At 70.2% G+C, this 14,859-nt stretch carries 13 protein-coding genes; 6 read left to right on the top strand and 7 right to left on the bottom strand.

Annotation, left to right across the window (positions count from 1 at the left end):
* Positions 1-250: 250 nt before the first annotated feature.
* Positions 251-445 carry a hypothetical protein gene (locus OHS59_RS29450; RefSeq protein ID WP_107016269.1) on the bottom strand — a complete coding sequence of 65 codons (195 nt, stop codon included), beginning with the start codon at positions 443-445 and terminating at the stop codon, positions 251-253.
* Between the two features lie 589 nt (positions 446-1,034).
* Here OHS59_RS29450 and OHS59_RS29445 point away from each other — a divergent pair.
* The gene (locus tag OHS59_RS29445) at positions 1,035-2,216 is read left to right on the top strand and encodes an acyltransferase family protein (protein WP_328496371.1); all 1,182 of its coding nucleotides are present in this window, start codon (positions 1,035-1,037) and stop codon (positions 2,214-2,216) included.
* 197 nt (positions 2,217-2,413) lie between these two features.
* Here OHS59_RS29445 and OHS59_RS29440 read toward each other — a convergent pair whose 3' ends face one another.
* Positions 2,414-2,881, bottom strand: a complete 468-nt coding sequence (locus OHS59_RS29440) for an HD domain-containing protein (RefSeq protein ID WP_328496370.1) — start codon at positions 2,879-2,881, stop codon at positions 2,414-2,416.
* 210 nt (positions 2,882-3,091) lie between these two features.
* On the opposite strand from OHS59_RS29440, the gene OHS59_RS29435 reads away from it, so the two are divergent.
* Entirely contained in the window at positions 3,092-4,276 is a 1,185-nt protein-coding gene (locus OHS59_RS29435; protein ID WP_328496369.1) for a cation:proton antiporter, read from the top strand.
* A gap of 133 nt (positions 4,277-4,409) precedes the next feature.
* Here OHS59_RS29435 and OHS59_RS29430 read toward each other — a convergent pair whose 3' ends face one another.
* Positions 4,410-5,591 (bottom strand): PP2C family protein-serine/threonine phosphatase, encoded by a 1,182-nt coding sequence (locus OHS59_RS29430; RefSeq protein ID WP_328496368.1) that lies wholly within the window; start codon positions 5,589-5,591, stop codon positions 4,410-4,412.
* Positions 5,592-5,777: 186 nt separating this feature from the next.
* Here OHS59_RS29430 and OHS59_RS29425 point away from each other — a divergent pair, with 186 nt between their 5' ends.
* A complete protein-coding gene (locus OHS59_RS29425; protein ID WP_328496367.1) occupies positions 5,778-7,013 on the top strand; it encodes a GNAT family N-acetyltransferase in 1,236 nt (411 codons plus the stop codon).
* On the opposite strand, the gene OHS59_RS29420 is transcribed toward OHS59_RS29425, so the two are convergent.
* On the bottom strand, positions 7,001-7,810 hold the full coding sequence (locus OHS59_RS29420; RefSeq protein ID WP_328496366.1) for an Fpg/Nei family DNA glycosylase: 810 nt from the start codon (positions 7,808-7,810) through the stop codon (positions 7,001-7,003). The two genes, OHS59_RS29425 and OHS59_RS29420, sit on opposite strands and share 13 nt — an antisense overlap.
* A 233-nt stretch (positions 7,811-8,043) precedes the next feature.
* The gene (locus tag OHS59_RS29415) at positions 8,044-8,529 is read right to left on the bottom strand and encodes a ribose-5-phosphate isomerase (RefSeq protein WP_328496365.1); all 486 of its coding nucleotides are present in this window, start codon (positions 8,527-8,529) and stop codon (positions 8,044-8,046) included.
* A 229-nt stretch (positions 8,530-8,758) separates the two neighbouring features.
* Between OHS59_RS29415 and OHS59_RS29410 the strand changes: the two genes are divergently transcribed.
* Complete coding sequence (locus tag OHS59_RS29410) at positions 8,759-10,237, top strand: amino acid permease (protein WP_328496364.1); 1,479 nt, start codon at positions 8,759-8,761, stop codon at positions 10,235-10,237.
* 108 nt (positions 10,238-10,345) lie between these two features.
* Here the strand turns inward: OHS59_RS29410 and OHS59_RS29405 are convergent, their stop codons facing one another.
* Positions 10,346-12,706 (bottom strand): serine/threonine-protein kinase, encoded by a 2,361-nt coding sequence (locus OHS59_RS29405; protein ID WP_328496363.1) that lies wholly within the window; start codon positions 12,704-12,706, stop codon positions 10,346-10,348.
* Positions 12,707-12,901: 195 nt separating this feature from the next.
* On the opposite strand from OHS59_RS29405, the gene OHS59_RS29400 reads away from it, so the two are divergent.
* Together OHS59_RS29400 and OHS59_RS44615 are read left to right on the top strand one after the other, a co-directional pair.
* Positions 12,902-13,660, top strand: a complete 759-nt coding sequence (locus tag OHS59_RS29400; RefSeq protein WP_328496362.1) for a hypothetical protein — start codon at positions 12,902-12,904, stop codon at positions 13,658-13,660.
* Between the two features lie 174 nt (positions 13,661-13,834).
* Positions 13,835-13,933 (top strand): BBE domain-containing protein, encoded by a 99-nt coding sequence (locus OHS59_RS44615; protein ID WP_443061521.1) that lies wholly within the window; start codon positions 13,835-13,837, stop codon positions 13,931-13,933.
* Here OHS59_RS44615 and OHS59_RS29395 read toward each other — a convergent pair.
* On the bottom strand, positions 13,917-14,498 hold the full coding sequence (locus OHS59_RS29395) for a biotin transporter BioY (RefSeq protein WP_328496361.1): 582 nt from the start codon (positions 14,496-14,498) through the stop codon (positions 13,917-13,919). The genes OHS59_RS44615 and OHS59_RS29395 overlap by 17 nt on opposite strands.
* Between the last annotated feature and the right edge of the window lie 361 nt (positions 14,499-14,859).

The following is a 14,859-nucleotide window of genomic DNA, read 5'->3' as shown; positions in this document are numbered from 1 at the left end:
CGCGGACCCCCGCGGCGCGCTCCCGGCCCGTCAGGGGGGAGCAAGGGGCGTACGGGGAGCGGATGTTCGGGTGCCGGGCGCCCTGTGCGGGGCGCGACCGTGGCGGTGCAGTAGCGAAGACGGGATGCCGGTTCCGGGGTCGTCGGCGGGCCGGCCCTGCGCGGGTTCTGTCGGGCGACGGGTCCGGGCAGCCCCGTCCCGTCCGCTCCTCCACCGCGCGCCCATGGTTCACCGGGGCCCGTGGACCCGCTCAGAACTGGATCGAGTTGATGGTCTCCGCTATCGAGTTGAGGAAGCGCTGGATGTCGTCCGCCATGCCTGTGGAGGCAAGGAAGAAGCCGAAGAGCACGGCGACTACCGCCGGCCCCGCCTTGATCGATCCACCCCGTATCAACACCACCAGGACGATCGCCAACAGCAGCACCACTGACAGCGAAATGGCCACAACTGATCACACCCTACGGTCGGTCCGCTCTCCCGGCCCGGAGGTGCAACCCCGCACACCCCCGCCAGAACCATCGTGCCACCAACAGGGCCGCCGTATGCGGCGGGTGAGGCATCCGTCGGTCACCGACGTGAACGGCCCGGTCCCGCACGGCAATTCGATGGATCCCTCCCACGAGAATTCAAGAGTGATCGTTTCCATACCCACACACCTGTCCCCACAACCTGTTCGCAGGTAATTCGAATTGTTGGCACAGGCACACCGCAGGCCTGCCGCGCGGGGCACTAACAGGCCACTAAAGCCGACTCAATCGGACATTCCACCAGAGTCGCCCCCGGGTGGTATGCGATGCTTAGTCACGACGAATCAGGATGTAACGCCCGCGCGGAGTGTGGCGATCGCCATAGTCGTTGCCATGTCAACTTCACCAAATCCTGGGTACCCGAGGGACGATAAGAAGAATCGACTCAGGGGTTTTACGGAATCCCACGGACAACGCTAGGGTGCCTCAGATGTCCTACGCTGCCTCGTCCCCCGCAGGTGCAGCGAGGTCGCGGATCGTCTCCCCCGGCTCCTGGTGGGAGGGTCTGTGACGAACTCGCTCCGTCCGCACGGCCAACAGAGGGCTCCACTCCCGCCGGCCCGGTCCCCGGCGCCGGGAGTGCCCAGCCCCCGACCATCCACGGCGTCACAGACTCCGCAGGCGGGCACCGCCGCCGGGCCGGACGTCAAGCCCGTCAAGCAGCGCGACGCGTTCTTCGACAACGCCAAGTACCTGGCGATCGTGTTCGTCGCCATGGGGCACGCCTGGGAGCCGCTGACCGACCACAGCCGCGCCGCCGAGGCGCTCTACATGGTCGTCTACACCTTCCACATGCCGGCCTTCATCATCATCTCCGGCTACTTCTCCCGCAGTTTCGACATGCGCCCCGACCGGCTGCGGAGGCTGATCACGGGCGTCGTCGTGCCGTACGTCCTCTTCGAGGTGGCGTACTCCTTCTTCAAGAGGTGGGCCGACAACGATCCGACCCACCCGATCAGTCTGCTCGACCCCTGGTATCTCACCTGGTTCCTGGTCGCGCTGTTCGTGTGGCGGATGACCGTTCCGCTGTGGAAGGTCGTGCGCTGGCCCGTACCGCTCGCGCTCGCCATCGCCGTCCTCGCCTCCGTCTCCCCCGACATCGGCGACGACCTGGACCTCCAACGGGTCCTGCAGTTCCTGCCGTTCTTCGTGGTGGGCCTGTTCATGAAGCCCGAGCACTTCCAGCTGATGCGGCGCCGCGAGGTCCGGATCCTGTCGGTGCCGGTCCTCGCGATCACGCTGGGCTTCGCCTACTGGGCGGGGCCGCGCATGAACTCGGCCTGGTTCTACCACCGTGACAGCGCCCAGGAGCTGGGTGCGCCCTGGTGGGCCGGTGTCGTGATGACGCTCGCGATGTTCGGCTGCTCGATGGTGCTCACGTCGTGCTTCTTCGCCTGGGTGCCGCGCCGCAAGATGTGGTTCACGGTGCTCGGCGCGGGCACGCTGTACGGCTACCTGCTGCACGGCTTCCTGGCCAAGGGTTCCCGCTTCTGGGGCTGGTACGACAACTACGCCTGGCTGAACCATCCGCTCGGCGAGGTGTTCGCCTCCGTCTTCGCCGCGGCCGTCATCACCGCCCTGTGCACGCCTCTCGTGCAGCGCGTCTTCCGCTTCGCGATGGAGCCGAAGATGGAGTGGGCGTTCAAGCGGGACGCCACGGAGATCGCCCGCGAGCGGGCCAAGTCCTGACGGGCCGGCCCGATTGACGGCCTGACCGCCGACCGCCCCGGGGGCCTGGGGTGTCGGCCTCGGCCGCGGGTCTGTCGTGGCTGGGCGCGCAGTTCCCCGCGCCCCTGGAAGCGCCCCTGCGGGGCTTGCCTCCAGGGGCGCCCTTTTTTGTGCCGCCAGTCCCGCGGCTCCAGTCCCGCGGCTCTAGTCCCGCGGCTCTAGTCCCGCGGTAGGTCCAGGAGTTCGCGCATCCTTGTGTACTTCCGCGTCAGGCGGGTGCGGGTCGGCTCGTCCAGGGCCGCGAGCCTCGTCGGGTTCGCGTTGTGCGCCAGGTCGGACTCCTTCACCAGGAGGGCGCCCGGGGTCGCCAGGATGCGCCCCGCGTACGCCTCCGGGGGCTCCCCCGCCCGCTTGGTGACGGCCAGCACGATGTCCTTCGTACGCGCGGACAGCGCGGCGTCGCGCAGCCAGTCCTCGGAGAGCGCCTCGTCCTCGACGGAGTCGTGCAGCCAGGCCGCGGCGATCTGCTCCTCGTCGCCGCCGCGTGCCCGCACCCCGTCGGCCACCGCCCGCAGATGCTCGGCGTACGGGCGGCCCGCCTTGTCCGTCTGAGCGGCGTGCGCGTTGCGCGCCAGGGCCTCGACCTCGGTGAGGGTCAGCAGCGGGCGGCGCTCGTTGTCGGTCATGCGTCGAGTGTGCCCCGTGGCGGCCCGCCGACCCGGCGCCGGTACGGGTTCCGCGTACGCCCGATTGCCCCTCCTTAATCGTTTGGTAAACTAACTACTGACGCTTTCTTGACGTTCCCTTGACCTATGTCGGTACTCGTAAGACCACCACGACCACCCACTCACCCATGGAGGAACGGGCCCATCGGACACGCAGAGCTCCTGATCGCCATGGGCGGCGCCTTTCTGGCCGCCGCCGTCCTCGCCCGCGCGGGTGCCCGGATCGGGCTCCCCACCATTCCCCTCTTCATCCTGGCCGGGATACTGCTCGGCCCGCACACCCCCGGCATCGTGCTCGTCTCGGACCCGCACGACATGGAGATGCTCTCCGCGCTGGGCCTGGTGCTGCTGCTCTTCTACCTCGGCCTCGAATTCCACATGGACGACCTCAAGGCGGGCGGGCGCCGGATGGCACTCGCCGGAGGGACCTACCTCGCGCTGAACGTCGGCGCGGGCCTGGGCTTCGGCTTCGCCCTCGGCTGGGGTACGTCCGAGGCGCTGGTGCTCGCCGGAGTGCTCGGTATCTCCTCGTCGGCGATCGTCACGAAGGTACTGGTCGACACGGGACGGCTGGGCAACCCCGAGACCAAGCCGATCCTCGGCATCATCGTCGTCGAGGACATCTTCCTCGCCCTCTACCTGGCGGCCCTCCAGCCGATCCTGTCCGGCGCCGAATCGCTCGGCGCGGCCGTCCTGGACGGTGGCAAGGCCTTCGCCTTCCTGGTGCTGCTGGCGCTCGCCGCCCGCTTCGGTACGCGGATCGTGGGACGCCTCTTCGACACCAGGGACGACGAGTTGCTCGTCATCTCCTTCCTCGGCGCGGCCGTCTTCATGGCGGGGGTCTCGGAGTGGTTCGGGGTCGCGGACGCGATCGGGGCGTTCATGGTCGGGCTGATGCTCGGCAGCACGACGTCGGGTCCGCGGATCCTCAAGCTGGTGCATCCGCTCCGGGACGCCTTCGGCGCGATGTTCTTCTTCGCCTTCGGTCTGTCCATCGACCCGGGTGATCTGCCGACCGTGCTGTGGCCGGTGCTGGCGGCGGTGGCGGTGACGCTGGTCATGAACGTGCTGGCCGGGCTGGGGGCGGCTCGGATCTACGGGTTCGGGCCCGGGCCCGCCGCCAACATCTCCACGACGCTTCTGGCTCGCGGGGAGTTCGCGCTGATCCTCGCCACGATGGCCGCGGTGGCGGGGCTCGACGCCCGGCTCTCGCCCTTCATCGCGGGGTATGTGCTGGTGCTGGCCGTGCTCGGACCGTTGGCCGCGGGGCGGGCGGGGTGGTTGGCCCGGGTTCTGCCTGGGGGCAAGGGTGAGCGGGAGAATGCTGAGGTGCGGGAGTCCGCGGCGGTCGGTTAGGGGCCTTTTCTCGCCCCCGCCGCCCCTACCCGTCCCGTCACTGCATGGGGGCTGCGCCCCCTCGCCCCCGTTCGCGCAGTTCCCCGCGCCCCTGAAGGGCGCGGGAACTGCGCGGTCGGCCCCTGAGCGGAGCTCAGAGTGTGGCGGGCCCCGTCGCCGCCCCCTCGCGGCAGATCAGCAGCAGTGCCCGGTCGTCGTTCACGTCCTTCGCGACCGCTTCGATCAGATGCCAGGCCGCCCCGTGGAAGCCGCCGGCCACATACCGGTCGGCCTCCCCGGTCAGCCGGTCGATGCCCTCGACGATGTCCCGGTCGGACGTCTCGACCAGCCCGTCCGTGAACAGCATCAGTACGTCGCCGGGGCGCAGCGAGCCCTTGACCGAGTCGAACTGCGCCCCGCCGTACACGCCCAGCAGCGGTCCTTCCGCGACCTTCTCCTCCCAGCGCCCGTTGCCCGCGCTGAGTTGGAGGCCCGGCGGGTGCCCGGCGGAGAACAGTTCGTAGTCCCCCGAGTCCAGGTCGAGGACCAGGTGGATGGAGGTGGCGAAGCCCTCGTCCCAGTCCTGGCGCAGCAGGTATCCGTTCGCGGCCGGCAGGAAGGCGTGCGGCGGCAGGGAGCCCAGCAGGCCGCCGAACGCGCCGGACAGGAGCAGCGCGCGCGACCCCGCGTCCATGCCCTTGCCGGAGACGTCGGTGAGGACCACTTCCAGGGTGCGCCCGCCGTTCGTGCGGGCCGCGACGACGAAGTCACCGGAGAACGACTGACCGCCGGCCGGACGCAGCGCCATCTCCCGGTGCCAGCCCATCGGCAGCTTCGGCAGCTTGCTCTGCACCCGGATCCGCTCGCGCAGGTCGAACAGCATCGTTCCGCCGCGCCGCCACGGCACTCCGACCCGGCTGCGGAACTGGGCGATCAGCAGCCCGAAGAACCCGCACGCGGCGACGACGAGCACGATCCCGGGCGTCACACGGGACGGGCCCTCGGTGTAGGGGCCGAGTCGCACGGACTCGACGATCAGCGCGGTGGCGGCCGCCGCGTACAGGCTGAGCAGGCTGGAGGGCCGCAGCAGCAGGCCGCCGGCGACGATCGGCAGGACGAGCATCGCCGGTGAGCACCAGACGGAGTTCATGAGTGTGACGCAGGCGATCACGGGAATGGTCATCAGGAGAAGGGCGAGCGCGACCCAGTCGGATCCGTCGCCCCGGAAGTAGTCGACGGCGGATCTGCGCAGCCCGGTGCGGACCCGGTGTACCTGCTTCTTCAACCGGGCCGTGAACGTATCGGCTTCTGCGCGCCGCTCTCGTCCTGCTGCCATTAGTTCGGGACCCTATCCATCGGACCAGGTGCTTGGCACGGGAGGTCCCACTTGTCCCCCGTCCGGGGACGGAAGTCACAGGGAAGCCCGGTCATCGCAGAGCGTACGGCCGGATGGGGACCCGGCACTGCCCGGCCGGGAGAAATCCGGTCGCTCATCCCGGATTGCCCTGGTAGGCATGGGGACATGACGACAGACTTGCGCGCGCTGCGCCCGGCCGACTGGGACGCGTGGTACGGGAAACTGGAGCTCGCGTTCGGCGGGGTCGCGGAATCGGCTGAGGAACGCGCCCTGTGGAGCGACCTCACGGAGTACGACCGTTCCATCGGGGTGTGGGACGGTGACGAGTGTGTGGGCACGGCCGGGGCGTTCAGCTTCCGACTCACGGTGCCGGGCGGCGCCTCCGTGCCGACCGCCGGAGTCACGATGGTGAGCGTCGCCTCGACGCACCGCAGGCGCGGGGTACTGACCTCGATGATGCGGCGCCAACTGGACGACGTACGGTCCTGGGGCGAGCCCCTGGCCGCGCTCACGGCGTCGGAACCGGCCATCTACGGCCGCTTCGGCTACGGCATCGCGACCCAGCAACTGCGCGCCGAGATCGACACGGACCGGGTGCGGCTGTCGGTGCCGGACGGCACGGACGACGTACGGCTGCGGCTCGTGAAACCGGACGCGCCGGGTGTGCCCGAGGCCTGTGAGGCGGTGTACGCGCGCCATGCGGCGGTCCGGCCCGGAATGCTGGAGCGGCGGCCCGGCTGGGAGCGGCTGCCGCTGCTCGACCCGGAGAGCGACCGCAAGGGCTCCTCACCGCTGCAGTGCGTGCTCGCGCAGCGCGGCGACGAAGTCGTGGGCTACGCCCGCTACTTCAACAAGCCGGACTGGGACCAGGCCGGACCGAAGGGCACGATCGAGCTGCGCGATCTGGAGGCGCTCGACCCGGCGGCGTACGCGGCGCTGTGGCAGCACCTCTTCGGCATCGACCTGACGTCGACGGTGAAGATGCACAACAGGCCTCTCGACGACGCCTGGCAGTACCTCGTCTCCGACAACCGGCGGTGCGCTCTGACGCCGCGGGACTCGCTCCATGTGCGGCTCGTCGAGGTCGGCGCGGCGCTGGAGGCACGGACGTACCAGGCGCCGGTGGACGTGGTGTTCGAGGTCGAGGACGCCTTCTGCCCCTGGAACGAGGGGCGTTGGCGGCTCTCCGGCGACGCGAAGGGCGCGTCCTGCGCACGGACCACCGACACGGCCGACATCAGCCTGTCCGTACGGGACTTGGGGGCGGCCTATCTCGGTGGCGTGTCCCTCGCCTCGCTGGCGGCGGCGGGACGGGTGCGGGAGCTGCGTCAGGGCGCCCTCGCGGAGGCCTCACTGGGCTTCGCCTCCGTCGTGGCGCCCTGGCTGCCTCACGGCTTCTGACAGGTCGGGCACCAGAAGAGGTTGCGGGCGGCGAGACCGGCGGTGCGGATCTCGCCGCCACAGATGTGGCAGGGCATGGTGGCCCTGCGGTACACGTAGACCTCGCCGCCGTGGTCGTCCTTGCGCGGCGGGCGGCCCATCGCCTCCGGTTCGTGCTCCGGGCGGACCGTGTCGATCCGGTTGTTGCGGACGCCCTCGCGCATGAGCGCCACCAGGTCCGTCCACATCGCGTCCCACTCGGACCGCGTGATGTCCCGGCCCGGCCGGTACGGGTCGATGCCGTGCCGGAAGAGGACCTCGGCACGGTAGACGTTCCCCACGCCCGCGATGACCTTCTGGTCCATCAGGAGGGCGGCGATCGTCGTACGGCTGCGGGAGACGCGCTCGTACGCGCGGGCCGGCTCGGCGTCCTCGCGCAGCGGGTCCGGGCCCAGGCGGTCGTGTATCGCCTGCTTCTCCGTGTCCGCGATCAGGGTGCAGGTGGTGGGGCCGCGCAGGTCCACGTACGCGGTGTCGTTCCTGAGCCTGAGGCGGACCGTGTCGGTGGGCGGGAGCGCGGGGGCTCCGCCGAAGTTCACCTTGCCGAAGAGGCCGAGGTGGATGTGGATCCAGTCGTCCGTCTCGAAGCGGAGGAAGAGGTGCTTTCCGTGGGCCTCGGCGGTGGTGAGGGCCGTGCCGTCCAGGAGTGCGGCGGCGTCCGCGAACTTGCCCTGGGGGCTGGTGACGTGTGCCCTGCGGCCGGCGAACGCGGCCAGGTAGTCCTCGGCGAGGCGGTGGATGGTGTGCCCCTCGGGCACGGGGACCTCCTAGCAGGTCTTTTCCCCAACCCCGCCCCTTCCCGAAGCTGGGGGCTGCGCCCCCGCAATCGCGCTGAACGCGCTCGTCCTCAAACGCCGGACGGGCTGAAGGATCAAGCCCCGGCCGGCGAAGCAGTCAGCCTCTCCGGCGTTTGAGGAGCGGGAGTTCGGGGGCGGAGCCCCCGAGGACGTGACGGGAAGGGGTAGGGGCGGCGGCGGGGGCGGGAAAGGTCCTAGGCCTGCGGGTGATGCGCCGGGATCGCCGGCAGCTCGCCCGTCGTCTCGTACGCCGACAGCATGTCGATCCGCCGGATGTGCCGCTCGTCACCGGAGAACGGCGTGTTGAGGAAGGTCTCGACGAACTTCGTCGCCTCCTCCTCGGAGTGCATCCGCGCCCCGACGGCAACGACGTTCGCGTCATTGTGCTGACGCCCGAGCGCCGCGGTCTCGACGCTCCACGCGAGAGCCGCCCGCACCCCCTCGACCTTGTTCGCGGCGATCTGCTCGCCGTTCCCGGACCCGCCGATCACGATGCCCAGACCCTCGGGGTCGGCAGCCGCCCGCTCCGCGGCACGCAGGCAGAACGGCGGGTAGTCGTCCTGGGCGTCATAAATGAGCGGCCCGCAGTCGACGGGCTCGTGCCCGGCGGACTTGAGCCACTCGACGAGGTGGTTCTTGAGTTCGAAACCGGCATGGTCGGAGCCGAGGTACACGCGCATGGTCCGAGTGTGACACGGCTGTTTCGGATCGGCCCCGTCGGGGCAGGCGCAGGAAACGCTCCGAGGCGTACGCCGGAAATGAGCGAGTAACCCCATGGAACCTCAGAGAAACCTCAAGTAACGATCTGGATTCAAAGGTTCAAGAATCCATTCACCTGGGATTCACTGAACCGGCTCGCCGAGCCCACCCCACAGTCCCCGGCGTATCCCCGGCGTAAGGAATCCCCACATGACCTCGCAGCCGACCATGACGAAGGCCGGTCACGGCCCCGAAGATCCCGGAGGGTCCGGAGGCCCCGGCGAGCCCGACGGCGGGCTTCACGCCGGACTCAAGAACCGTCACCTGTCGATGATCGCGATCGGCGGAGTCATCGGCGCCGGCCTCTTCGTCGGCTCCAGCTCCGGCATCGCCACCGCGGGCCCCGGCATCCTGCTGTCGTACGCCCTCGTCGGGACGATGGTCGTCCTCGTGATGCGGATGCTCGGCGAGATGTCCGCCGCGAATCCGACCTCGGGCTCGTTCTCCGCGCACGCCGACCGGGCGCTCGGCCGCTGGGCGGGCTTCTCGATCGGCTGGCTGTACTGGTTCTTCTGGGTCGTCGTGCTCGCGATCGAGGCCACCGCGGGCGCCGTGATCCTGGAGAGCTGGATCCCGGCCGTGCCGCAGTGGGGCTGGGCGCTGATCGTCATGCTCGTCCTGACCGCCACGAACCTGGCCTCCGTCGGCTCCTACGGCGAGTTCGAGTTCTGGTTCGCCGGGATCAAGGTCGTCGCGATCGGCGCCTTCATCGTCATCGGCGGACTCGCGGTCTTCGGCGCGCTGCCGGGGGCCGACACCGAGAGCGCGGGCCTCGGGAACCTCACGGACCACGGCGGTTTCCTGCCGAACGGGCCCGGCTCGATCCTCACCGGCATCCTGCTCGTCGTCTTCTCCTTCATGGGCAGCGAGATCGCCACCCTCGCGGCCGGCGAGTCGGAGAACCCGCAGCGCGCCATCACCAAGTCCACGAACAGCGTCATCTGGCGGATCGGCGTCTTCTACCTCGGCTCGATCTTCGTCGTCGTCACGCTGCTGCCCTGGGACTCCGAGGCCATCCAGAAGGACGGTTCGTACGTCGCCGCCCTGAACTCGCTCGGCATCCCGAACGCCGGCGAGATCATGAAGTTCATCGTGCTGACGTCCGTCCTGTCCTGTCTCAACTCCGGCCTCTACACGGCCTCCCGCATGGCCTTCTCACTCGGCCGACGCGGTGACGCGCCCAAGTCCTTCGCCCGCACCACGGGCCGCGGCGTCCCGATGACCGCGATCCTCGCGTCGGTCGCCTTCGGCTTCGTCGCCGTCTTCTTCAACTACGAGTTCCCCGACTCGGTCTTCCTCTTCCTCGTCAACTCCTCCGGCGCGGTCGCCCTGTTCGTCTGGCTCGTCATCTGTCTCTCGCAGCTGCGCATGCGGAAGATCATCGAGCGCGAGACGCCGGAGAAGCTGGTCGTCCGGATGTGGCTGTACCCGTATCTGACGTGGGCGACGATCGCGCTGATCGTCTTCGTCCTCGGCTACATGCTCACCGACACCGAGCACGACGGCCGCCAGACAGTCCTGCTGTCGCTCCTGGTGGCGGCCGTGGTCGTGGGCATCTCGCTGGTACTGGAGAAGGTGCGCCGCGGGAAGAGCCGGCTGCGGGAGGCGTCCGACGTCGAACAGGTCTGACGGCCACCCCTACAACCGCTGTTCCGTACGACGCCTTCGCGGTTCTTTTCCGCGGAGGCGTCGTCGTGTGCGCTTCATGGTGTGCGGGATGCGGGATGCGGGGTGCGGTCACAGGGGTGTGAAGCTCTTCTTGACGTTGTCGTAGACGCCGAGCGCCCGTTCCTCGACGTCCGGGTGGTACCAGGTGGTGATCTCGTAGGACTTGCCGTCGGCGTCGAAGCCGAGCAGACGGGCGTGCCAGGGCAGTCCCTTGGCCGTGACCGTGTACTCCCAGACGACGGCGGGCTCCCCTCGGAACGTGGTCTCCTCCAGACGGATGCGCCGGTAGTCCAGGCCCTTGCTCGTCGTCTGCTCCGTCTTCTCCCACTGGGCCATCAGATCGCCGCGGGCCGGGGAGGCGTTGGCGAGGATCTCCTGCTTGCGGTCCGGTGAGGTGTAGTGGACCTCGGCGCCGCTCTGCGCCACCCGGTCCCAGCCGTCGGGCGGCGCCCAGGCGTACATGCCCGCCTCCGTGCGGGAGCCCGCCGGGAGGCTCGGCGGACGTGCGGTGCCCGCGACGGTGGGGGGCGGGCTCGACGGGCCGCTCCCGCCGGAGGCGGACGAGGACGGGCCCGCCTTGTCCTTGTCGTCGGGCGATCCGCCGAGCATCGGGACGAGCAGACCGGCGAGGGCCCCGGCGACGACCACGCCCGCGGCGGCGATCAGGCCCTTGCGTCCGCGGATCCGGCTGCCCGTACGGCGCGGTGTGGACGGTACGGCGGGGCCGGGCAGTTCGCCCGGTGACATCGGGGGCGGGGCGGCCCGGGGCCTCGTGGGCAGCTCGGCGTTTCCTTCTGCCTGCGGGTCCTGCGGCTTCGGTGGCCCCTGCGCTTGCGGTGGCCCCTGCGATTCAGGTGCTTCCGGACTCGGTTCTTCCGTGGGCGCCGGTGTCTCCGGCCGCTCCAGCCGGACGCCGGGCGCACGGAACGCGTGCCCGGGTGCCGCCCCCTCGGAGGGGATCTCGGGAGTGCCCTCGCGAGGGGCTTCCGAGGACGCGTTCTCCACTTCTGGGGGCGTGTATGCAGCGGGGGCCGCAGGGAGTGGTTCGGGGGTGGGCGCCCCCTGGGCGGGAGTCGGGGGCGGGGTGGAGGTCGAGGTCGGCGTCGGAGCGGGGCGGATCGGTACGGCGTCCTGCACCGGCTCCGGCTCCGGCTCCGGCTCCGGCTCCGGCTCCGGCTCCGGCGTACCGTGGGCGCCCGCCTCCGTCGGCGTGACGGGTGGTGGCTCCAGGGCGGGGATGCGCAGGTACAGGGGTGTCGGGCGCTCGACCGGTGGGGGCTCGGGCGCCTGTGGCCGGCCCGCCGTCGGGTCCGCCTCGGCCGCCGGGTCCACGTGGTTCGCCTGGTTCGCCTGGTTCGCCTGGTTCGCCTGGCCCATCTGAACCGCTCGGGCTCCTTCGCCCTCTCGGCTCGTGTCCTCGGAGGAGGGCCGTGCGGAGCCGGTGGCCGCTGGTTCGCCGGGCGCCGGCGCCGGCCCCGATTCCGCGGTCGGCTCCGCAGCCGGGTCCACAGTCGGGTCCGGGTCCGGGTCCGGGTCCGGATCCGGGTCCGGGTTCGCGTTCGGGTCCGGACCCGGCTCCGGGGTGGCCTCCTCCGCGCCGGGGAGAGTGACGGTGAGCGACGCCGCCCCCGTGCTGCCGTCCGCCACCGGGGCGAGCAGCGAGACCAGATCCTCCAGCGCGGGGCGGTCCGCCGGGTCCTTCTGGAGCAGGGCCGTGAGCGCTTCCTCCAACCCCCCTGCGACGGACGGGATGTCGGGCTCCTCGTACAGCACGGCGTGCAGGGTCGCGAGAGTCGTCGCGCGCGAGAACGGGGAACGGCCGCCCAGCGCCGCGCAGAGCGTGGCACCCAGCGACCAGAGGTCGGACGGCGGGCCCTGCGGACGGCCCGAGACCCGCTCGGGAGCCATGTAGTCGGGGGACCCGACCAGCATGCCGACCATCGTCAGGGCTTCCGCGTCCTGGATGGCGGCGATGCCGAAGTCGGTGAGTACGACCCGGCCTGCCCGCCGTTCGATCAGGACGTTGCCCGGTTTGATGTCCCGGTGCAGGACACCGCCCGCGTGCACCTGTTCGAGCGCCGCCGCCAGTTCGAGTCCGATCCGGGCCGTGGCTCGCGGGCTCAGCGGCCCGTCCTCCGCCACGACCCGTTCGAGGGAGCGGCCGTCGACCAGCTCCATCACGATCCACAGGCGCTCGCCCTCGTCCACGACGTCGTACACGCGCACCACGTTGCGATGGTCGATCCGGGCTGTGGCCCTTGCCTCGCGCAGGGTCCGTTCGCGGCGGGTCCTGGCGTCCTCCTGGTCCATGCCGTCTATGCGCATCTCCTTGACGGCGACCTGCCGGTCGAGCGTTTCGTCGGCGGCCCGCCACACCCGCCCCATACCTCCTTGACCGATGCTCTCGACCAGCCGGTATCGGCCTGTCACCAGCAATCCCGGAATACCGCCCCTCGTTATTTCCGGCACCCCCGTTCCCCCCTTCAACACCTGCCACAGAAGAATCGCAAAGAAGCACAATGGCCACATCTTTGTGCCGCACCAGCATAGTGCGGAGAAATCTTGTGGTACCTCTTCAAGTACTGCGAATTCAGGCGCAGCCACGGGGTTACAAGGGGGACGAACATGAGTTCTCGTCGTAGGACGATCGCCACAGGATCGCTGCTCACAGCATCTTTCTCGGCGGTGATGATCTTTTCCTTCTCCGCCGGGGCGGACGATCCGGGACCGATGAGCGACAAGGGGGGAAAGGCCGTTGACGAAGCACCCGCGGGTGTCAAGCTGACGACCTCGCTGCCCGAGAAGATCAGCGTCGACAACAGTTCCCAGGAAACGGCGATCACCGCCACGGTGAAGAACGGAGGAACGAAGGAAAGCGGCGAAATCCGACTGCTCGTGGTCGGCTTTGACGGCCTCTCGGTCAAGAGCGTCAAGGGATGCTCAGAAATCGCGGAGAAGGATCTCCCCGAGGGGTCGAACAGCGGCTTCGCCTGCGCCATCGACAATCTGGCCGCCGGGAAGTCGAAGTCGTACGCCGTGGACGCGACATTCGATCTGAAGAAGGAGGGGAAGATCTGTCTGCCCGTCCAGGACGCCGACGGCAAGAAGACGTTCTGGCAGCAGGGCCCGGTCCCGTTCGGCGCCAACAACCCCTCGCCGAACGCTCCGGCGACGCCTCTCCTGCTCGGCACCGACAACAGCCCCGTCACCCCGGGCGGCGACACCCCGGGGGACTCGGGCGACAAGTCCGGCGGCAAGGAGCTGCCCAGGACCGGACCGGCCGATCAGGTTCTGCCGCTCGGCGCGGTGGGCGCCGCACTCGTCTCCGCGGGAGCGGTGGGTCTGTGGTGGACGCAGCGGCGACCCGAGCGGAGCGGGTCCTAGCGAATCCGGACGAACCGTTCTCACTCACGGAGGCGCACTCGGGAAATGTCGACGGCGGGTGCCAGGTAATCCCGTCAGCATGACTTCGCGTACGGGGCGGGCGGGGGGGGCGGCGGTCGTACGGGGTCGGGTACGGGTGCGGGTACGGGTACGGCGGAGGGTCTGTACGGCCCGTTGACGCGGAAAAGGCTCGCCGGGCTGAAGTCGGTGTACGACCCGGCGAACCTCTTCCGCAGGAACTACGGCGTGGCAGCGGTCAGTTCTCGCGCCTGACGAGCTTCCAGACGGCGGGGAGCACGCCCATCGCCAGGGCGGCCTTGAGGGCGTCGCCGATCAGGAACGGGGTCAGGCCCGCCGCCACGGCCTGGGCCGTCGTCATGTCGGCCGCCAGGGCCAGGTACGGGACGCCGATCGCGTAGATGATCGCCTCGCCCAGCAGCATCGTGCCCGCCATGCGGAGCACCGAGCGGTCGGCGCCGCGGCGGGCGAGGGCGCCCACGACGGTCGCGGCGAGCAGCATGCCGAGGATGTAGCCGAAGGAGACGGTGGCGCCGGAGCCGCCCCCGGCGAACCACGGCACACCGGCCAGGCCGACCAGCGCGTACAGGGCGAGGGAGGAGAGGCCGCGGCCGGCGCCGAGCGCGGTGCCGACGAGGAGGGCGGCGAAGGTCTGGCCGGTCACCGGGACCGGGGAGCCCGGGACGGGGACCGCGATCTGGGCGGCCAGGCCGGTGAGTGCGGCGCCGCCCGCCACGAGTGCGATGTCCCTCACGCGGGAGGCGGGGAGGAGGTCGGCGAGGACCTGGCGCGGGGTTGTCTGGGCGACGGCGGTGGTCATCGGGGCTCCGGCGGGGGTGAGGGCGGGGGACGTTGTGACGCTATCCCAGGGGGGTCGCGGCGATCTCCGTCAGTGGTCGACAAAGGGGGTCGGTGGGGGTTGGTGCACCTCTGACAAAGGATGTCCTGTACACCCTTGGGGGCGTGATGCTGGTCACGGAGGGGGTGTGATCCCGCCCGGGGGGTCTTCGCCCCCGCCGCCCCTACCCTTCCCGTCACTGCATGGGGGCTCCGCCCCCTCGCCCCCGAAATCGCGCTTGCGCGCTCGTCCTCGAACGCCGGACGGGCTGAAGAGGTGCGGACGGTCCGCGAATCTTTCAGCCCGTCCGGCGTTCGAGGACAACGGGGGTCCGGGGGCGGAG

Origin of the sequence: Streptomyces sp. NBC_00414, from assembly GCF_036038375.1 — a bacterium.
GTDB lineage: Bacteria > Actinomycetota > Actinomycetes > Streptomycetales > Streptomycetaceae > Streptomyces.
This window is presented reverse-complemented; position numbering and strand designations above follow the sequence as displayed.